General features: G+C 66.9%; 11 protein-coding genes. 7 read left to right on the top strand and 4 right to left on the bottom strand.

What is annotated here, in order from left to right:
* Positions 1-128: 128 nt before the first annotated feature.
* From prrA to A5678_RS23860, 4 genes are all read left to right on the top strand, one after another.
* Positions 129-839, top strand: a complete 711-nt coding sequence (gene prrA / locus A5678_RS23875) for a two-component system response regulator PrrA (protein ID WP_156349628.1) — start codon at positions 129-131, stop codon at positions 837-839.
* A gap of 16 nt (positions 840-855) precedes the next feature.
* Complete coding sequence (locus A5678_RS23870) at positions 856-2,196, top strand: HAMP domain-containing sensor histidine kinase (protein ID WP_068047842.1); 1,341 nt, start codon at positions 856-858, stop codon at positions 2,194-2,196.
* A 285-nt stretch (positions 2,197-2,481) separates the two neighbouring features.
* Positions 2,482-2,745 carry a DUF2630 family protein gene (locus A5678_RS23865; RefSeq protein ID WP_068047839.1) on the top strand — a complete coding sequence of 88 codons (264 nt, stop codon included), beginning with the start codon at positions 2,482-2,484 and terminating at the stop codon, positions 2,743-2,745.
* Positions 2,742-4,322, top strand: coding sequence for an NAD(P)/FAD-dependent oxidoreductase (locus A5678_RS23860; protein WP_231983748.1), 1,581 nt, complete (start codon positions 2,742-2,744; stop codon positions 4,320-4,322). Before A5678_RS23865 ends, A5678_RS23860 begins: the two co-directional genes overlap by 4 nt.
* Before the next feature lie 100 nt (positions 4,323-4,422).
* Here the strand turns inward: A5678_RS23860 and A5678_RS23855 are convergent, their stop codons facing one another.
* On the bottom strand, positions 4,423-5,715 hold the full coding sequence (locus tag A5678_RS23855) for a citrate synthase (RefSeq protein WP_068047832.1): 1,293 nt from the start codon (positions 5,713-5,715) through the stop codon (positions 4,423-4,425).
* Positions 5,716-6,018: 303 nt separating this feature from the next.
* On the opposite strand from A5678_RS23855, the gene A5678_RS23850 reads away from it, so the two are divergent.
* Positions 6,019-15,897 carry a BTAD domain-containing putative transcriptional regulator gene (locus A5678_RS23850; protein ID WP_068047829.1) on the top strand — a complete coding sequence of 3,293 codons (9,879 nt, stop codon included), beginning with the start codon at positions 6,019-6,021 and terminating at the stop codon, positions 15,895-15,897.
* Positions 15,898-15,996: 99 nt separating this feature from the next.
* Here the strand turns inward: A5678_RS23850 and pdxH are convergent, their stop codons facing one another.
* Positions 15,997-16,656, bottom strand: coding sequence for a pyridoxamine 5'-phosphate oxidase (gene pdxH, locus A5678_RS23845; protein ID WP_068047826.1), 660 nt, complete (start codon positions 16,654-16,656; stop codon positions 15,997-15,999).
* Positions 16,657-16,727: 71 nt separating this feature from the next.
* Between pdxH and A5678_RS23840 the strand changes: the two genes are divergently transcribed.
* Complete coding sequence (locus tag A5678_RS23840; protein WP_068047822.1) at positions 16,728-17,849, top strand: citrate synthase 2; 1,122 nt, start codon at positions 16,728-16,730, stop codon at positions 17,847-17,849.
* 131 nt (positions 17,850-17,980) lie between these two features.
* A complete protein-coding gene (locus tag A5678_RS23835; protein ID WP_066957585.1) occupies positions 17,981-18,439 on the top strand; it encodes a VOC family protein in 459 nt (152 codons plus the stop codon).
* Here the strand turns inward: A5678_RS23835 and A5678_RS23830 are convergent.
* Together A5678_RS23830 and A5678_RS23825 are read right to left on the bottom strand one after the other, a co-directional pair.
* Complete coding sequence (locus A5678_RS23830; RefSeq protein ID WP_068047819.1) at positions 18,436-20,124, bottom strand: FAD-dependent oxidoreductase; 1,689 nt, start codon at positions 20,122-20,124, stop codon at positions 18,436-18,438. The genes A5678_RS23835 and A5678_RS23830 overlap by 4 nt on opposite strands.
* A gap of 20 nt (positions 20,125-20,144) precedes the next feature.
* Entirely contained in the window at positions 20,145-21,170 is a 1,026-nt protein-coding gene (locus A5678_RS23825; RefSeq protein ID WP_068047816.1) for a diiron oxygenase, read from the bottom strand.
* Positions 21,171-21,179 lie beyond the last annotated feature (9 nt).

Genomic DNA, 21,179 nt, shown 5'->3' with positions numbered 1-21,179 from the left:
CTTCACACCAACCGATCTCGGGGTGGCCCGCCCATACCAACGGGCAGTCGCGGCCCAGCCTCGAAAACGTAACCTTTTAGGCATCGACGGCCCGGCCAGAGCACCGCCGCGATCAACAATCAGGCAAGATGGGCGGCATGGACACTGGTGGCATCTCACCCCGCGTCTTGGTCGTCGACGACGACTCCGATGTGCTCGCCTCGCTGGAACGCGGCCTGCGGCTGTCCGGATTCGAGGTCTCGACCGCGGTCGACGGCGCCGAAGCCTTGCGCAGCGCCACCGAGACGCGGCCGGACGCGATCGTGCTCGACATCAACATGCCGGTGCTGGACGGCGTCAGCGTCGTCACGGCACTGAGGGCGATGGACAACGACGTCCCGGTCTGCGTGTTGTCCGCCCGCAGCTCGGTCGACGACCGGGTGGCCGGGCTGGAGGCCGGAGCCGACGACTACTTGGTCAAACCGTTCGTGTTGGCCGAGCTTGTCGCGCGCGTGAAGGCGCTGCTGCGCCGTCGCGGCGCGACCGCGACATCCTCCTCGGAAACCATCACGGTGGGCCCGCTGGAGGTCGACATTCCCGGCCGGCGCGCCCGCGTCAACGGCGTCGACGTCGACCTGACCAAGCGGGAGTTCGACCTGCTGGCCGTGTTGGCCGAGCACAAGACCGCGGTGCTTTCCCGCGCGCAGCTGCTGGAACTGGTGTGGGGTTACGACTTCGCCGCCGACACCAACGTCGTCGACGTGTTCATCGGGTACCTGCGCCGCAAGCTGGAGGCCAATGGCGGTCCCAGGCTGCTGCACACCGTCCGGGGAGTAGGGTTCGTGCTGCGTATGCAGTAATCAGCTCGAGCGGCCAATGAATTTTCTGTCCCGAATCCTGACCCGTACGCCTTCGCTACGAGCGCGGGTCGTGGTCGCGACGGCCATCGGCGCGGCGATTCCCGTGCTCATCGTCGGCATCGTCGTCTGGGTGGGCATCACCAACGACCGCAAGGAGCGGCTGGACCGCCGCCTCGATGAGGCCGCCGGCTTCGCGATCCCCTTCCTGCCGCGCGGTCTCGACGAGATTCCGCGCTCGCCCAATGACAACGACGCCATCATTACGATTCGTCGCGGCGACCAAGTCAGGTCGAACTCCGACGTGACGCTGCCGAGGCTGGACGTCGACTACGCGGACGCTTACGTCAAAGGCGTGCGCTACCGGGTGCGGACGGTGGAGATTCCCGCGCCGGAGCCCACGTCGCTGGCCGTGGGCGCGACCTATGACGCGACCCTTGCCGAGACCAACAACCTGCACCGGCGGGTGCTGCTGATCTGTGGCTTCGCCATCGGCGCGGCGGCGGTGTTCGCCTGGTTGCTGGCCGCGTTCGCGGTGCGCCCGTTCAAGCAGCTCGCGCAGCAGACCCGATCGATCGATGCCGGCGACGAGGCGCCACGGGTCGAAGTGCACGGCGCCACCGAAGCCGTCGAGATCGCCGAAGCCATGCGGGGCATGCTGCAGCGCATCTGGGATGAGCAGATCCGGACCAAGGAGGCGCTGGCGTCGGCCCGCGACTTCGCCGCCGTGTCGTCGCACGAGCTGCGCACACCGTTGACCGCGATGCGCACCAACCTCGAGGTGCTGGCCACCCTGGACATGCCCGACGAGCAACGCAAAGAGGTGCTGAGCGACGTCATCCGCACCCAGTCGCGGATCGAGGCCACCCTGAGTGCCCTCGAGCGGCTGGCCCAGGGCGAACTGTCGACATCCGACGATCAGGTGCCGGTCGACATCACCGAGCTGCTTGACCGCGCCGCTCACGACGCGATGCGCATCTACCCCGACCTCGACGTGTCACTCGTGCCGTCGCCGACGTGCATCATCGTCGGATTGCCGGCCGGATTGCGCCTCGCGGTGGACAACGCGATCGCCAATGCCGTCAAGCACGGCGGCGCGACCAGCGTCCGCCTCTCGGCCGTCAGCTCGCGCGCCGGGGTGGAGATCGCCATCGACGACAACGGCAGTGGCGTGCCCGAAGACGAACGCGACGTCGTGTTCGAACGGTTCTCCCGCGGGTCGACCGCCTCGCATTCAGGTTCGGGCCTGGGGCTGGCGTTGGTAGCACAACAGGCCCACCTACACGGCGGAACCGCTGCACTGGAAAGCAGCCCGCTGGGCGGGGCGCGCCTGGTGCTGCGCCTCCCCGGCCCGAGCTAGCGCTTCCGGGCCGGCTCCGAATTGCCCAATGACACAGGACTTTTGCCCGTGCAGAGCATCAGTGTGGGGGCCAGCGCCCGGACCAGGGTCTTGTTCGCCGGCTGGGCTCAAGCCAAAGCCGTTCTTGCCGAGGGGGATTCGGCCGTGGGACGCGGCGCCGATGGCCCACCGCGAGTTCTTGCACGGTCCGGCGACGGGGAGCGGCGGTGCTCGTGCGCGCGTCCGCCCGGCAGCCGACGTGCAACCTAGCGATTCGACCCCCGCCGTGTCGGGCACACTGGAGCGATGGCCAACGGCAAGAAACCGACCGACAACGAAACCCTGGAACACATCCGCAACCTGGTCGCGCAGGAGAAAGCCCTGCGGGAGGAGCTGCAGCGCCGCGACATCTCCGAATCGGAGGAACACGACCGCCTGCGTCGGCTGGAGGTCGAGCTGGACCAGTGTTGGGACCTGCTGCGGCAGCGTCGGGCACTGCGCGAGACCGGCGGTGATCCCCGGGAGGCCGAGGTCCGTCCCCCCGGCGAGGTCGAGGGCTACCTGAACTGAGCCGTCACGCGCCAGACGTCGATGCCTTAGACGCCATAGTGATTGGTGGCGGTCACAACGGTCTGGTCGCGGCGGCGTACCTGGCTCGGGCGGGCCTTCGGGTGCGGTTGCTGGAGCGGCTGGGCCACGTCGGCGGGGCCGCCGTTTCGGCGCAGGCCTTCGACGGTGTCGGTGTCCGGCTGTCCCGGTACTCCTACCTGGTCAGTTTGTTGCCGCCCCGCATCGTCGCCGACCTGGGTGCCGCGGTACGGCTGGCCCGGCGGCGGTATTCGTCGTATACGCCCGACCCCGCCACCGCTGGCCGCGATGGGCTGTTGGTCGGCACGGCCGGTGACACGTTCGCCGCGATCGGCGCCGGCCCCGATCAGCAAGGGTTCGCCGCCTTCTACCAACGCTGCCGAATGGTGACCCAACGGCTATGGCCGACACTGCTGGAACCGCTGCGCACCCGCGAGCAGGCCCGCCTGCATGTCTTGGGGAGCGGTGACCGCGGGGCGGCGGCCGCGTGGCACGCGTTGATCGACGAGCCGATCGGGCACGCCATCGCAGCCGCCGTCAACAACGACGTGGTCCGCGGTGTGATCGCGACCGACGCGCTGATCGGAACGTTCGCGCGCCTCGGCGACCCGTCGCTGATCCAGAATGTCTGTTTCCTCTATCACGTATTGGGTGGCGGGACCGGGGACTGGCATGTTCCCGTCGGCGGAATGGGCGCGCTGACCGATTCCCTGGCAATGACCGCTGTCCGCCATGGTGCCGAAATCACCACTGGCGCAGAGGTTTACGAGCTAGAACCGGACGGCCTGGTGCGCTACCGCACCGGCGACCAGGAGCACCTGATCCGGGCCCGGTTCGTCCTCGCCGGTGTCACACCGGCGGTATTGGCGGGCCTGCTCGGCGAACGGCCGCCGACCCCCGCCCAGGGCGCACAGGTCAAGGTGAACATGGTGCTGCGGCGGCTGCCCCGGTTGCGCGACGACGGTGTCACCCCCGAACAGGCCTTCGCCGGGACATTCCATGTGAACGAGACCTGGACCCAACTGGACGCCGGGTATTCGCACGCGGCGGCCGGGCATATCCCGAATCCGCTGCCCTGCGAAGCCTACTGCCATTCGCTGACCGACCCGAGCATCTTGTCGGCCGACCTGCGCGAATCGGGCGCCCACACGATGACGGTGTTCGGCCTGCACACCCCGCATTCGCTGTTCGACGGCAGCTACTTTGGCGCCCTGCGAGACCGGCTGGCCGAGTCGGTCCTGGCCTCGCTGAATTCCGTTCTGGCCGAACCCATTCAGGATGTGTTGATGAGCGACGCTCAGGGCCGGCCGTGCATCGAGACGACGACCACCCTGGACTTGCACCGCACACTGAGGATGACGGCCGGCAACATCTTCCACGGCGGCCTGTCGTGGCCGTTCGCGGACGACGGCGATCCGCTCGACACGCCGGCGCGGCAATGGGGGGTGGCGACCGCGCACGAGCGGATCATGTTGTGCGGCTCGGGCGCCCGCCGCGGCGGCGCGGTGTCGGGCATCGGCGGGCACAACGCCGCCATGGCGGTGCTGGCCTCGCTCTGATTACCTCATCGGCGGCGAGGGTGCGTAGCCGCGCGCTTGGGGCGGCGTGTCTCCGTACAAACACGCACGCTCGCCGGTCGGAAAATACGCGCCGCTCTGATTAGCGCGCGTCGATCGTCTTGTAGTCGCGTTCGGTGTAGCCGGTGTAGATCTGACGCGGCCGGCCGATCTTGCTGTCGCCCTCGTCGTGCATCTCACGCCAGTGCGCGATCCAGCCGGGTAGCCGACCCAATGCGAACAGCACGGTGAACATCCGGACCGGGAAGCCGAGGGCCCGATAGATCAGCCCGGTGTAGAAGTCGACGTTCGGGTACAGCTTGCGCTCGATGAAGTAGTCGTCGGTCAGCGCCGCCTCTTCCAACTCCTTGGCGATGTCCAGCAGCGGGTCGCCGCCGAGCTTGGCCAGGATCTTGTCAGCCTGTTCCTTGACGATCCGGGCGCGCGGGTCGTAGTTCTTGTAGACGCGGTGGCCGAAGCCCATCAGCTTGACGCCCTCTTCGCGGTTCTTCACCTTGCGGACGAACTCGCTGACGTCGTCGCCGCTTTCGCGGATCTGGTCGAGCATCTCGAGCACCGCCTGGTTGGCGCCGCCGTGCAGCGGTCCCCACAGCGCGTTGATGCCACCGGAGATCGAGGTGAACAGGTTGGCCCGCGACGACCCCACCAGCCGAACCGTCGACGTCGAGCAGTTCTGCTCGTGGTCGGCGTGCAGGATGAGCAGCATGTCCAGCGCCCGCACGACTTCGGGGTCGGCCTGATAGGGCTCCGCCGGTAGCCCGAACGTCATGCGAAGGAAGTTCTCCACCAGCGACAGCGAATTGTCCGGGTAGAGGAACGGCTGCCCGACGGACTTCTTGAACGCGTACGCGGCGATGGTGGGCAGCTTCGCCAGCAGGCGGATGGTCGACAGCTCGACCTGCCTGTTGTCCATCGGGTCGAGCGCGTCGGGGTAGTAGGCGCTCAGCGCGTTCACCACGGCGGACAGCACCGGCATGGGGTGCGCATTGCGCGGGAAGCCGTCGAAGAAGCGCTTCAGGTCCTCGTGCAGCATGGTGTGCATCTGGATCCGCGTGGTGAATTCCGCGAGCTGGTCCTTGTCGGGCAGCTCGCCGTAGATCAGGAGGTAGCTCACCTCGATGAAGGTCGACTTCTCGGCGAGCTGCTCGATCGGGTAGCCGCGGTAACGCAGAATCCCGGCGTCGCCGTCGATGTAGGTGATGGCGCTCTTACAGGAGGCGGTGTTGACGAAGCCGTTGTCGAAGGTGGTGTGCCCGGTTTTGGACAACAGGGAACCGAGCGCAATCCCGTCGGCACCCTCGGTGGCGCGGACGATCTCTAAGTCGATCTCGCCCCCCGGGTACTTCAGAGTTGCGGTGTCGTCGGTGTCGGCCACGAGAACCCCTTTGCGCTCTGGCTGGTATGGCTGCCCTGACTAGGTGCTTATAGGTGAAGGTAGTCGTTGTCGCGTTCGCGTGCCTGCCCGGGGTCGGGTCTGCTGGTCTTGCAGCCTTTCGTCGGTGAGCCGCTAACGGTCGTAGCGATGACAGGAGCAACTCCGGCCAATCTGGCCCATCAAGGCAAGGGGTGCGAAGGAAGCGGCACTCTCAGAAATAGCCGACAAGACAGCTTTTACTCGACCTTGACCGCGTGTTGAATCACGCCACCGACGATGAGTGGCGTGACTAGGCTGCAACACGTGGAACTGGGGGTTTTGGGACCTCTCCAGGTCCGGCACGACGGTACGCCCGTCGAAATCCCGGGCGCCAAACCGCGCGCCATCCTCACGTTGCTGGGACTGCACAATGGCTCGGTCGTCGCGGCCGACACGCTCGTTGAGCTGCTCTGGGGCGAGGATCCGCCGCGCACCGCCGCCAAGGCCCTTCAAACCCACATTTCGTTGCTGCGGCGCACCCTGGGCGATGGCTTTGTCTTGACTCGGGGCGCGGGGTGGACGCTGGCCGGCGCCGAGGTGGACGCCGCCAGCTACAAAGCGGCTGCCCGCCTGGGACGCGACGCCGCCGCTGCCGGGGAGACCAGCCAGGCGGTGGCCCGCTTCGAGGAGGCGCTCGCCCTCTGGCGCGGCATCCCCGAACTGCCCGACGGGCGGCGCGGAACGTCGGAAAAAACGCGGTGGATCGAGGGCCATGCCGCGCTCGTGGAGGACCGGGCCGACGCGCTGCTGGCGACGGGCCGCGCCGCGGAAGTGATCGGCGAGCTCGAGGCGGCAGTGGCCGATGCGCCGCTGCGCGAGCGGCGATGGGGCCAGCTGATGCTCGCCCTGTACCGCGCAGGTCGGCAAGGCGACGCCCTGGGCGCGTATCAACGGGCACGGTCGCTGCTCGCCGATGAATTGGGGGTCGAACCCGGGCCCGAGCTTCGACGGCTCCAGGCCGCAATCGTCGCGCAGGATGGGGCGCTGGAAAACCCCGCTGCACAACAGCTTTCGTCATCTACTCGCACCGTGACCTTCTTGCTGACCGACATCGAGGGGTCGACGGTCGCCTGGGAGGCCGACCCAGATGCGATGGCGGTGGCGCTCGCACGACACGACGAACTCGTCGAACAGGTCGTCACCTCACGCGGGGGGCGGCTGATCAAGACGCGCGGCGAAGGCGATGCCACGTTCTCGGTGTTCGAGCGCGCGTCGGCGGCCGCCGCCGCCGCGATCGAGCTACAAGGCGCGATCGGTCACGAGCCGTGGGTGTTGCGAGCACCTATGCGGATCCGCGTGGCGCTGCATACCGGTGAGGTCGAATTGCGCGACGGCGACTACTTCGGTCGGGCCGTCAACCGCGCCGCCCGCCTGCGGTCGTTGGCCACAGGTGGTCAGATTCTGTGCTCGGGTGCGACCGCGGAGCTCGTCATCGACTCACTGGCCGACAACGTCGTGCTCGCCGACCTCGGGACGCGCCAGCTGCGCAACCTCCCCCGTCCGGAGCATGTCTTCGAGCTGGGAGTGGAAACCGACGACCATCCGGAGCCGGATACAACGGATGGTCCGGTGGAGCGGCCGAGCCTGCCCCCGGTGCTCGCCGGTTCCGGGCCCTTCGTGGGACGCGGCCACGAACTCGAGCGGCTCTCTGCGGCGTGGCAGACGGTGCTCGCCGGGGGTGCAAACGCGATGCTGATCGCCGGCGAACCGGGAGTGGGTAAGACGCGTCTGGCCGGGGAATGGTCGCGACAGGCCTACGACCAGGGCGCCCTGGTGATCTACGGCCGCTGCGACGAGGACCTCGGTGCCCCGTACCAGCCGTTCGCCGAAGCCCTGCGGTCGCTGGTGCCATGCCTTGGCGCACGTGCGCTGCGTGGGCTGCGCGGCGTGGAGGCGCTCCTCCCAATGGTTCCTGGGCTGGCCGATGTCCTCCCCGATCTTCCCGCGCCGACCCGCGCCGACCCGGACACCGAACGCTACGCACTGTTCGACGCCGTCGTCGCGCTGTTGGGACTCGCCTCCGCGGGCGCGCCCGTCGTCCTGATCCTCGACGATTTGCACTGGGCGGCCAAACCCACGCTGCTGCTCTTGCGGCATCTGCTGCGTTTCGGCGAGCACGCCCGCGTGCAAGTCATCGTCACGTACCGCAGCACCGACCTCGACCGCGCCCACCCGCTCTCGGCGATGCTGGCCGACCTGCACCGTGACGGCACCGCCAGTCGAATTCAGTTGAGCGGCCTCGACGAAGACGATGTGAGCGCCTACGTCGCCGAGGCGGGCTACAACGACGACGAGCTGGCACGGGCTTTGGCGTCGCTCACGGGCGGCAACCCGTTCTTCCTCATCGAGGCTCTGCGCCACGTGGACGAGAGCGGAGGCCGGTGGGACCAGACCACGCTGCCCCAGGGGGTGCGAGAGGCGGTGAGCCGCCGTCTTTCCCGGCTTTCGCCGGAGACGAACAAGGCCTTGGCCGCGGCCGCGGTGGTCGGCAGCCGGTTCTCCGTGGAACTGGTCGAGGGGGTCGTCGGGGACGACCTCGTCGACGCGTTCGACGAGGCGGGCAAGGCCGGCATCGTCATCGAAGAGCCCGGCGGGCGCTACCGGTTCAACCACGCCCTCGTCCGGCAGTCGCTGCTGGCCGAGCTGCCGTCCGTGCGGCGCTTGCGGCTGCACCAGAAAATTGCCACGACGCTGGAGAGTCAGCCGGGCGCCGACGACGAGCTGCTCGCCGAACTGGCACACCACTACTTCGAATGCGCGTGGGCTGGCAACGCCGCCAAGGCCGTCGAGTACTGCCGGCGCGCAGCCGACCAGGCGATGGCCCGCCTCGCCTACGAAGGCGCCGCCGAACTCTACGACCGGGCTCTGCACGCACTGGAGGAAATCGACGACGAGCTGCCCGATCGCGCCGACCGGACCGCGGACCTTCTGGTCGCGCGCTGCGAGGCGCTGCTGGCCGCCGGCGACGTCACCTCGGCGGCCGGCGCGGTCGCGCGACTGCAGGAGTCGACGGTCGGCTCGGCCCGCCTGGCGGCGTGGGCGACGTGCTTTGACGGCCAGCTCGCGATGCTGGCCCATCCCGAGCGACTCGACGACATCGAAGCCGCGGTCGGCGCGGCCGCCGACAAACTGGCCCAACTCGATGATCCGGCCGGAGAGGCCAAGGCGCACACCGTGCGTGCCGGATGCCTGGCCAGGCTGGGGAGAATCGGTGACTGCGAAGTCGCCCTGGACGATGCCCTGACGGCGGCGCGGCGCGCGCGTGATCACCGCCGCGTGAACGCGGTGCTGGCGCAAGCGCCACTGGCGGCGCTGTGGGGGCCCAACCCGGTGCCGCGGGCGGGCGGCCGGTGCCTCGACGTGGTGCGGTTGCTGCGGATCACAACGGATTCACCCTCGGTCGAGGCGACGTCGACGCGCTGCCAGGCCGTGCTGGAGGCCTTTCGCGGCCGCGACGCCGCAGCCCGACGGATGATCGAATCGGCGCGGCGCACGGTCACCGAGTTGGGGTTGCGCCACGCCCTGCTCGAGGTCGAGCAGTTTGCCGGCATCGTCGAACTGATAGTCGACGAACCCGCCGCAGCCGAGGCGCATCTCCGGAAGGCCTACAACGGCTTTCGCCGCATGGGCCTCGATGCGGACACCGCCGAGACTGCCGCCCTACTCGGCCGCACGTGCCTGACGCTCGATCGAGATGCCGAGGCCCGCGAATTGTGTTCGGAGAGCGAGCGTCTCGCCGGCCACGCGCTGAAGCCATCGATCGCCTGGCGAACACTACGGGCGCGGCTGCTTTCGCGCAGGGGTGCGCACGGCGATGCACGGCGGGTCGCCGACGCCGCCGTTGGCCTCGCCGAGCGCACCGACCTGTTGGTTGATCACGCCGATGCTTGCCTGGCGTTGGCAACGGTGTTGGGTGCCGCCGGCGACGCAGCGGGGGCACGGGCCGCCGCCGAGCGTGCGGTCGGCCTGTACGAGCGCAAAGGCGCTGCGGCACTTGCCGAGAATGCGGGTGGCGTGCTCGGTGAGCGCGCGACCTCGCCCGTCCCGGCACCGGAAATGCCGGCCGTCGAGTTGGACAACGCGTGCGCGCGGGTGATCAGCCGCGGGGCGACTGCTATCGATCGCGAGGCGTGGGACGAATTCGAGCAGTTGTTTGCACCCGAGGGCGTCGTCGAGAGCCGCCGCAAGATCACCGGCGGCTTTGCCCGTAAGGATTTTTCGCATAGCGAGGCGCGACGCATAGCCGAGAGCGGTGCACTGCGAATTCGAATCCCGGTCATCGCCGTACGAGGCGAGCGCTTGGCCCTCGCCCGACTAGAAATTGGCACAGCCGATGCGAGCCCGGGGGCATCACGCGACGAGATGCTCCAGCTATACGGCATCGACGAGGAGGGTCGGGTCGCCCTGCAGGTGTCTTTCGACATCGAAGACATCGATGCCGCGCTCGCCGAACTGGACGCCGCGCAAACCCGGTTCGAAGACGTACATCGTCCAGCGCCGCTCAAGAACGCCGCGACGCGGGTCAACGACCAGATGGGCAAGCTGTTCGGCAGCGGGCGCTGGGACGAGATCGGCGGGTTGTTCGCCGACGATCTCTGTGTCGTTGACCGCCGACGAGGACTTCGCCGAGAGAGCAGTGACCGCACGACAGAGGTCGCCAACCTTCGCGCGTTCGCTGACTTGGGCATCGTGAGTATCTCGGCAACGAAGCTCGCGGTCAGGGGGGATCGTCTGTGCCTAAGCCACGTAACTCTCCACGGGCGCGACGAATTCGACACTGAACTTATGGTGATCACTGAGGTCGACACCGTTGGCTTGATAGTGAGCATGATCGCGCTCGACCTCGACGATATCGACGCCGCCATCGCCGAGCTTGACGCGCGATACCTAGCCGGCGAGGCGGCGCCCTACAGAAACGTCGTGCAGCCCGTAATGGACGCCGTGGGGGAGCTCAATCGTCACGAACCGGGGCCGATGCTTAAGCGGCTTGGGTATGCCGATCGTCGACGGGTCCCGTTCGGGTCGGGGGAAGACTACGGGCGAGCGATCGAGCAGCTATGGACGCTGGCTCCCGACGCCCGCTATTGGATGAAGGCCATACATGCGCTCGACGCCCACGGGCTCGTCTCCACCCTCGTCATCGAAGGCACCGACGCACACGGGAACGAACTGCAGTGGGGTCGAACCTTTTTGTTCCTTTCGCATGGATCGCGGGTGGAGGTTTATGAAGAGGACGAAGTCGATGCCGCGCTCACCCGGTTCGAGGAGCTGCGCCCGCAGACGCGGCGGCTGAAAAACGCGGCAAGGCAGACGATCGAGCGCTACTTGGCGCACTTCGCGGCCCGCGACTGGGATGCGCTCGCGGAGGTATTGGCCGATGACATCTCTATCGACGATCGACGGCGGGTCGTAAACGCAGGGGTCCGGCACGGCCGGGATGCCGAGATCTCAAACCTGCGGGCAACAGCCGAGGCCGGGTTCACGTACATGTCGTCCGTCGTCATCGCGACGCGTGGGGAGCGCCTCATTCTCGCGCGCGCCTCGGGCCGCGGTAGCGGGTCCGACGACTTCCTCTCCGAGGGCTTGGGCGTCGTCGAAATCAACTCCGGCAATCAGATCGCGGCGATCGTCGTCTTCGCCCCCGACGACGTTGAGGCCGCCATCGCCGAACTCGACGCCCGCTACCTCGCCGGCGAAGCCGCCGACCAGTCGCACACGTGGTCGGTCATCGCCGGGGCCTACAGTGTAATCAACAGGCACGAGGTCCCCAAGTTGACGCCGGACTATCTCAATGTCGACCATCGGCGAATCCCAATGATCGAGGCGGGCAATGAGACCGCGAACGTTGTTGTCGGGTGGGACCTTACGCCCAAATTCACCCTCCGCATCGAGGCTGTACATCGGTTGAACAACCTCGGAGCAGTCGTCACCCGGGTTTCGAATGGAACCTCGCAAGAGGGCTTAGACGTCGAGTGGCGAGCGATCGACCTCCTGACGGTCGAAGGCGACCTACTCAGCCGGTGTGAAATCTTCGACGAGGTGGAACTCGACGCCGCGCTCGCGAAGTTCGACCAACTCAGCCGCCCGGCAGCGCATTTGGAGAATATGGCAAGCCAAGTCGCCGAGCGCTACTTGGCGCACATCGCCGCAGGGGACTCGGACGCCATGGCGGAGATCTTGGCCGACGGCTTCTGCAGTGACGATCGCCGCCGGGTGGTGGGTGCGGGAGTCCGACGCGGTCGAGACGCCGTGATCCTGGACATGCGGGCGATCGCCGACCTCTCGATCATGAACATGACATCGACCGTCATAGCGACCCGCGGCAAGCGCGTCGTCCTCATGCGGGCCCAATACTCGGGCCACATGCGCGGGCCGGATGGGGCGTTTCTATCTGAGGTGCTTGGAGTCTTTGAAATCGATCCCGGCCAGCGGATCGTTGCAGCCGCCTCATTCGACCTCGGCGAGATCGATGCCGCCTTCGAGGAGCTCGACGCTCGCTACCTCGCGGGCGAAGCATCCGCCCACGCGCGCACTTGGTCGGCTATCGCGAAGATCTATGCCGGGCTGAACCGGCATGAACTTCCCATGACGACGTCAAACTGGGTCAACGTCGATCGCCGACGAGTCGTAGGAAAGATGGGTGGCGACCTGATCGCAACGCTCCGTGATACGTGGGACATCACGCCCGAGTTCGCCATTCACATCGAGTCTGTGCATCGATTAACTGGCCTGGGAGCGGTAGTCACCCTCGTTGCATGCGGAACTTCGCCAGATGGCTTCAACGCGGAGTGGCGAATAATCCAACTTCTCACGGTCGAAGGCGATCTGATCGACCACTCTGAGCTATTCGACGAGGCAGACCTCGATGCCGCCCTGGCCCGGTTTGACGAGTTGCATGCGCAGAACCGGCGGTTGGAAAACGCGGCAAGCCGAGTGGAGCAACGCTCCTTGACCTATTTCGCGGCCCGCGACTGGGACGCACTGGCGGAAATACTGTCGGACGACATTTCCATGGATGATCGTCGTCACGTAGTGAACTCCGGGCTCAGGCGAGGTCGAGATGCTGAAATCGCAAGCCAACAGGCGGTTGCCGACGTCGGAGTCATGGGCTATACGTCAGCCGTTATTGCGATCCGCGGGGAACGCCTCGCCCTCAGTCGTTACTCCATCTTGGATGGCTGGTCGGGGAGCAAGGTGCTATGCGTCGTTGAAGTCAACGCCGCAAACCAGATCGTGGCGCGTGTTGCGTTCGACTCCGACGACATCGACGCGGCCTTCGCAGAGCTCGAAACCCGTTACATCGCAGGCGAAGCCGCCGCCCACGCGTGCACATGGGCGGTCATCACAAGAGCCTGCGCAGCGCTCACCCGGCGCGAGCTATTCCCGACGACACCTGATTGGGTGAACATCGACCACCGGCAGGGCATTGCGTTTACGCCCGGTGACCTGACGGCGTATGTCCGTTCCGCGTGGAACCTGTTATCCGACGGCGGCGTCTACATCGAGACCGCGCATCGGCTAACCAGTCTAGGCGCGGTTGTCACCTGGGCTGGGCATGGGAAGTCGCACGAGGGCGGCGACGTCGAATTCCGCGGAATCAACGTGCTGACCGTTAAAGGCGACTTGATCAGCCGCTGCGAAATCTTCGACGAGGCAGACCTCGGGGCCGCCCTTGCGCGCTTTGATGAACTGTCCGAGGAACTGCTCCGCAAGCCACGGCGGCTGGAGAACGCGGCAACCTACGCAACAGAACGCTTCATGGCGCACTTCGCGGCCCGCAACTGGGCCGCGTTAGCCGAGATCCTTGCCGCGGACAGTTGCATCGACGATCGCCGGCGCGTGGTGAATGCGGGATTCTGGGGCGGTCGCGATGCGGTGATCGCAAACATGCGAGCCCTAGACGAGGGTGGGGCGAACATAGAATGGACCGCCATAGCCACCCGGGGGGAACGGCTCGCCTTGATTCGGATCTGTTCCTCGAACGGTAATCCGCGACACGGGGAGTTTGGGGTCGAGATGCTCGGTGTCGGCCACATCAACAACGATGGGCGGTTCACGGCGCACGTCTTATTCGACCCCGAGGACGTCGACGCCGCCGTCGAGGAGCTGGATGCTCGGTACGTCACCGACGAAGCGACCGCACAGTCGCATACGTGGTCGGTTATTGCGCGGGAATGCGCCGCGTTCAACCGGCAGGAGCTTCCGGCGGCGGACTGGGTCACCATCGACCACAGGCAACTTGCTGTGATCGATGCGCGCGAAGGGCAAGCGGCCATGCGCGGCATCTGGGAACTCACGCCCAACCTCAGCATGCACATCGAGGTGGTGCATCGGCTCAGCAGGCGGGGAGCGGTCTGCAGCTATGTGGCGTTTGGGACCTCGCCAGAAGGCGTCGATGCCGAGTGGCCAATGATCCTTCTTTTAACCGTCGAAGGCGACCGGATCGGCCGCTGCGAAATCTTCGATGAGGCAGACCTTGACGCGGCCCTTGCCCGCTTTGACGAACTGCAACCGTGTGCGCCACGTCTCGAAAACTCGGCAAGTCGCCTGTGCCACAGCTTCTTTGCACTTGTGGAGAACCAAGAGTGGGACGCGATGGCCGATATCCTGGCGTCCGACTGTGTCTTCGAAGATCGCCGGCGCGTGGTGAATGCCGGGGTCTGGCACGGTCCCGACGCTGTGATCGCGAACATGGGAGTCCTCGCCGAGATCGAGGCGAACATAACGTCGACTGTGATGGCGACCCGCGGCGAGCGCCTGGCGCTTACCCGTATCTATTCCATGAATCGCAACCTGCGGCACGGCGAGTTCGACGTCGAGCTGCTGAGCATCGTCGAGATCGACGCCGACAACCGAATCGCGGCGCAAATCACGTTCGACCTTGGCGACATCGACGCCGCCTTCGAGGAGCTCGATGCCCGATACCTCGCCGGCGAAGCGGCTCAGGCGCATATTTGGTCGGTTATCGCCGCGGGCTACGCCACGCTGAACAGACACGAGTTACCGCCGGCCTCCACGGATTGGGTGACAACCGATCATCGGCTACGCGCTTCGTTCGAGGCGGCTGATCAGACCGCGTACATCCGCGGCGCCTGGGATCTCGTACCCGACCTCACGATGTACATCGAGTCCGTGCATCGGCTGGGCAACCTCGGAGCGGTCGTTACTCACGCTGCGTATGGAACGTCGCAGGACGGCTTGGATGCCGCATGGCGGATGATCGGGGTTCTCACGGCCGGAGACGACCGGATCAACCGCTGCGAGTTGTTCAACGAGGCGGACCTCGACGCCGCTCTCGCGAGATTCGAGGAACTGCTCCCCCTGTCGCGGCGGCTGGAAAACGCGGCGGTCCGAATACTCGAGCGATACTGTCCGTGCTTCTCGGCCCGGGACTGGGCCGCCATGGCGGAGCTACTCGCCGACGACATTGTTGCAGACGATCGCCGTCGTGTCGTGAACGCAGGGATTCGACGCGGCCGAGATTTGTACATCGCGGACAACCAAGCAGCCGTCGAGGTCGGCGCGGAGACCATCTCTTCGAGCGTCGTTGCGACCCGCGGCGAGCGCCTTGTCCTCGCCAAGGTCCGTTCCGTCAACCGCGGCATGTCCGGCGAGGTGGGTGCCGAGATGCTCGGCATCGTCGAGATCGACGCCGATGAGCGAATCGTCGCGGGCGTGATATTCGACCTTGACGACATCGACGCCGCTTTCGAGGAGCTTGATGCTCGCTACCTCGCTGGCGAAGCGGCCGCCCACGCGGATACGTGGTCGGTCATCGCACGAACCTACGCCTCGTTCAACCGCCACGAAATCCCCCCGACGGACTGGCACACCATCGACCACCGGCCACTCATCGCGACCGCCGCGAACGCTTCGGCATTTATTCGCTCCGTTTGGGACCTCACGCCGGACCTCAGCATGCAGATCGAGGCGGTGCATCGGCTCACCGGCTTGGGAGCCGTCATCGCCCTCAAGGCGCATGGGACCACGCCGGAAGGCTTCGACGCCGACTGGCGAATGATCCAGATCCCGATTGTCGACGGCGACCGAATCGGCGGCAATGAGGTATTCGACGAGGCAGACCTCGACGCCGCCCTCGCCCGCTTTGAGGAGTTACACCTGCAGGCGCGGCGGCTGGAATGACACCGGGCGAGTGCCGCGGGCGGGGCTCCCAACCGCGCTCAATCGATTCGCGGAAATAATTTCCTGGCGATACGTGCGCGATTGACGCAGTGGGGCGGCCTAGGGCTGGAGGCGCTCGACGTGACCGCCGGTGACCCGGATCCGGTTATGCAACCGGTTCTCCCGCCCCTGCCAGAATTCGATCGACTCCGGGGCGAGCAGGTAGCCGCCCCAGCCCGGCGGCACCGGAATCTGTTCTTGGTCGGCGAATCGCGCGGTCACCTCCGCCAGCTGGTCGAGCAGCGCGGCGCGCGACGCGATCGGCCGGGACTGATCCGATGCCCACGCGCCCAGTTGGGAGCCGCGCGGCCGCTTGGACCAGTAGTTTTCGGTGGCCGCCGAGGTGACCTTGCTCACCGGACCCCGAAGGTGAACCTGCCGCCCCAGTTGGTACCAGGGAAACGTGACCGACGCGTACGGCGTCGTCGCCAGCTCGGCGCCCTTGGCCGAGCCATAGTTGGTGAAAAATGTGATCCCGGACTCGTCCACGCTCTTGCACAACACCGATCGGCTCGCCGGCCTGCCGTCGACGATGGTCGCCAGGACCATGGCGTTCGGCTCGGCAACGCCGGACCGCTCGGCGTCGTCGATCCACTTGCGCAACAAGGAAACCCAACCGTCGTCGAGCCAATCCGCGTCGAGATCGGGACTGCCGTCCTTTTCCACCGATCCGTATTCCACGCGCATCCTTTGCAGGTGCTCGGAGTCTGGTCCTGCCATCGCGCCAACGCTACCGGGGCTCGCTACCGGCCGGTAGCGTCGGCCCGAGGGTGGGGTGCGAGAATTTTCGTATGACTGTGGTCCCCGAAGACTTTGTTCCCGGCCTCGAAGGCGTGGTCGCCTTCACGACCGAGATCGCCGAACCGGATAAAGACGGCGGCGCGCTCCGCTACCGCGGCGTCGACATCCAGGACCTGGTGAATCAGCAGGTCACGTTCGGTGACGTGTGGGCCCTGCTGGTCGACGGCAAGTTCGGCCACGGTTTGCCGCCAGCCGAGCCGTTCCCGCTGCCCATCCACACCGGCGACGTGCGCGTCGACGTGCAGGCGGGCCTGGCGATGCTGGCACCGATCTGGGGGTACCGGCCGCTGCTCGACACCGACGATGCCACGGCGCGCGACCAGCTGGCCCGGGCGTCGGTGATGGCGCTGTCCTACGTCGCGCAGTCCGCCCGCGGCATCTATCAGCCCGCGGTACCGCAGCGGGTCATCGACGAATGCTCAACTGTCACAGCGCGTTTCATGACGCGCTGGCAGGGCGAGCCGGACCCGCGGCATGTCGAGGCCATTGACGCCTACTGGGTCTCGGCCGCAGAACACGGCATGAACGCCTCCACTTTCACCGCCCGGGTGATCGCCTCGACCGGCGCCGACGTGGCCGCCGCGTTGTCCGGGGCGATCGGGGCCATGAGCGGACCGCTGCACGGCGGGGCGCCGGCGCGGGTCCTGCCGATGATCGAAGAGGTCGAGCGCACCGGAGACGCCCGCGGGCTGGTCAAGAAGATCCTGGACAGCGGCGACAAGCTGATGGGCTTCGGGCACCGGGTCTACCGCGCCGAGGATCCGCGCGCGCGGGTGCTGCGCGCGACCGCCGAGCGGCTGGGCGCGCCGCGCCACGAGGTCGCGGTCGCGCTCGAGCAGGCCGCCCTTTCCGAGCTGCGCGAACGCCGGCCGGACCGGGCCATCGAGACCAACGTCGAGTTCTGGGCGGCGGTCATCCTGGACTTCGCACAGGTACCGCCCAACATGATGCCGGCGATGTTCACCTGCGGACGCACCGCCGGCTGGTGTGCGCACATTCTCGAGCAGAAGCGGCTCGGCAAGCTGGTGCGCCCGTCGGCCATTTATGTGGGACCGGGCCCGCGCAGCCCGGAGTCGGTCGAGGGTTGGCACCGCAGCCTCACCAACGCCTGAGGCGGGCCTGGTTGTCGGTGCCCGGCGATTAAATGAGTGTCACCGCGATGAGTTTTCGTCGCGGGTGGAGTCATAACTCGCGAGCCCGCCCGTCCCGGGCCGGCTGGGAACCGACAGCAAGGAGAACCACAATGGCGCTCAACATCGAACCCGCCCTGTCCCCGCACCTGGTGGTGGACGACGCCGCCGCCGCAATTGACTTCTACGTCAAGGCCTTCGGCGCCGAAGAGCTGGGACGTGTGCCTCGGCCAGACGGGAAATTGATCCACGCCGCGGTGCGCATCAACGGCTTTCTAGTCATGCTCAATGACGATTTCCCCGAGGTGTGTGGCGGCAAGTCGATGACGCCCAAGTCTTTGGGCGGCACCCCGGTCACCATCCACCTGACCGTCACCGACGTCGACGCCAAGTTCCAGCGGGCGCTGGACGCGGGCGCCACCGTGGTCGCTCCCTTGGACGACCAGTTCTGGGGTGACCGCTACGGTGTGGTCGCCGACCCGTTCGGCCACCACTGGTCGATGGGTCAGCCGGTCCGCGAGGTCGGCTACGACGAAATCCAGGCCGCGATGGCCGGGCAGGGCGCCGGCTAGCCGAGCAGGCGGTCCAGCAGCCCGCGTCGCGACGGCGGCGCGGGCTCGGCGGCGGCAGCGGCGGCGAGCATGTCGGCGACATCGGTGAACTTGTTTCGTGGCCGACCGTCGGCGCTGCCGCGCGCAATCTCGGCGGCGTCGATGGCTCGCCAGCCGCGGGCATCGACAGCGTCGGGCTGCCGGGCCTGCACCAGCTTGGCCAGCGCCTCCGGCTTGGCTACCGGATCGCTCAGCTCGCCGGCGTTGAAATCCGCTACCAGGGCCTGAACGGTTTGCAGGGAGCACGACTTGTTGGTGCCGATGAACCCGCTGGGCCCCCGCTTGATCCAGCCCGCGACGTACGCCCCGGGCACCGGAGCACCGGAGTCGGGATCAACCACCCGACCGCCGTCGTTGGGGACCACAGCCGCCGAATCGTCGAACGGCAGGTCGCGAATCGGCTTGCCGCGGTAGCCAATTGACGTCAGCATCAGACCCGCGTCCAGCCGGCGCAGCTCGTCGGTTCCGGTGACGCCGAACTCCACGCCGGTGACGCGTTGATCACCCAGGACACGGTGCGGGGTGAGCCGATAGGCCAGCCGGACCCGCGGGGCCGAGACCGGTGCCGAATCGGCACCGAGTGCGCTCAGGATCTCCAGCTTGCGCTTCGTCAAGCCGTCCGTGGCCGCCGCCAGATCGGCCGCCACCAGCTCGTGGTCGGCCGCGCTGAGCATGACGTCGGATGAGCCGGTGAGTCCGATCAGTTCAGGCAGGGTGAATGCCGACTGGGCGGGGCCACGGCGCGCGGCGACCACCACTTCGCGGACGGCGGAAGCGCGAAACGCCGCCAATGCGCGATCCGAGATGTCGGTGCGGGCCAGGTCGTCAGGGTTCGCCGTGAGCACACGGGCCACGTCGAGCGCGACATTCCCATTGCCGACGATCACTACCCGCTCATGGCTGAGATCGACTGGCAGATCGGCGAAATCAGGATGCCCGTTGATCCACGCGACCAGTTCGGTAGCGGTTCCGGCGCCCGGCACGCCCATGCCCTCGATCTCCAGCCGACGGTCGTCGGGGGCACCGACGGCGTACATCACGGCGTGATGGTGGGCCAGCAGGTCGGCATGGCTCAGGTGCCTGCCGACCTCGACGTTGAGGTAGAACCGGAAGCGGCGATGACCGGTGACCCGGTCGAACAGCCGGGTGACCCGTTTGGTGTCCTGGTGATCGGGCGCTACCCCGGCCCGCACCAGCCCATAGGGAGTGGGCAGCTTCTCAAAGACGTTGACCCGCACGCCGTGCTGGGTGAGCAGTTCGTCGGCGGCATACATCGCGGCCGGCCCGGATCCCACGATGGCCACGGTCAGCGGCTGGCGGCGGGCACGCACCTGGGCGGCCGGAATCACCGGTGCCAGCTTCGATGTGGGCGGCACCTTCTCACCCTCGGGCCGTTCCGGGTAAAACGACGCGTTGATCTCGACGAACGGCAGCTGTTTGGTATCCAGCCGGGTGACGGGCGCGATCGCGCCGACCGGGCAGGCGCTCACGCACGCCCCGCAGTCCACGCAGGCCACCGGATCGATGTAGAGCATTTCCGAGGTGGCGAAGCCGGGTTCGTCGGGCGTGGGGTGAATGCAGTTCACCGGGCACGCGAAAACGCAGGACCCGTCGTTACAGCACGACCGGGTAATAACGTGCGGCATAAACGATTATCCGTGCAGCCCTAGGCGGCCGGCGCCGCGGCCAGGTGCTGGCGCTGCGGCTCGCTGCGGTAGCGCGAGGGCTTGCCGTCGATCTTGCAGAGCCGCCACATCAGCCGCGCCGAGCGCGTCTCCATCATCCCGGTGTCGTGGGCCAGCATCCGAACGTCACCGAACATATCGCTCAGCCACTTTCGCGACTCCGGCGACCGGAAGAAGAGTTCCTTCTTGACGTCACGCGGGATGTCGAACTCCTGCCAGAACGCCTTGGGCGGAACCACGATTGCCCGGCACAGGATCTTCATCGTCAGCGGCAGGTACAGCGCTGTCCAGAACCGCTGGCGCTTGGTCAGCTCCGGCACCCGCCTGCGCAGGAATTCGTGGGCGAAGGAAATGTGGCGAGCTTCCTCGGCCACGTGAATGGCCATCACGCGCTCCATGATGGGGTGCAGCGACTTGCCTTCGCGCAGAACATTTTTCTGCGTGTGATCGATCGGCTCCTCGCCGGCGAGCACGCCGATGAAAAAGGCCACCGGCAGCGGGCCGGCCACCAGCGGAACCAATGGCGAGAGCCACTTAAGCGCCCGCGGCATGCCCGGCACGTCGGCGCCGATCCGATTGACCATCTCCTGGAACATCATGGTGTGGTTGCACTCTTCGACAGATTCGTGCAGGCAGTACCGGTATTCCGGGGACCCGTTCGGCACCCAGAACGTGTAGTTCATCAGGCCGCGGATCAGGATCGACTCGAAGTGCAGCCCGACCTTGGCGACGTTGGCCTGGCGCCACATGCCGATCTTGATCTTGCGCTCGTTGGACTGGGCCAGGTACCAGGGGTGGCGGCCCAATGGGTCGGTCGCCGGCAGAATCCACCGAGGGTCGTTCTCCGTGACGGCGAATTCGTCCGAATCCCAGTCGATGTCGGTGTACGGGTTGAAGTTTCGCCGCACCGACCCCTCGGACAGAGTGGCGAGCGTGTTGACGTACTCGGTGTCGTCGCGCACTTCCATATTGCGGCGCCAACGCCGAACCATGCGTGTCCTGGCCATATCCAAGCC

Source organism: Mycobacterium sp. E2733 (genome assembly GCF_001667585.1).
GTDB lineage: Bacteria > Actinomycetota > Actinomycetes > Mycobacteriales > Mycobacteriaceae > Mycobacterium.
Note: the sequence above shows the minus strand (reverse complement) of the source record. Positions and strands in the feature narration are given on the sequence as shown.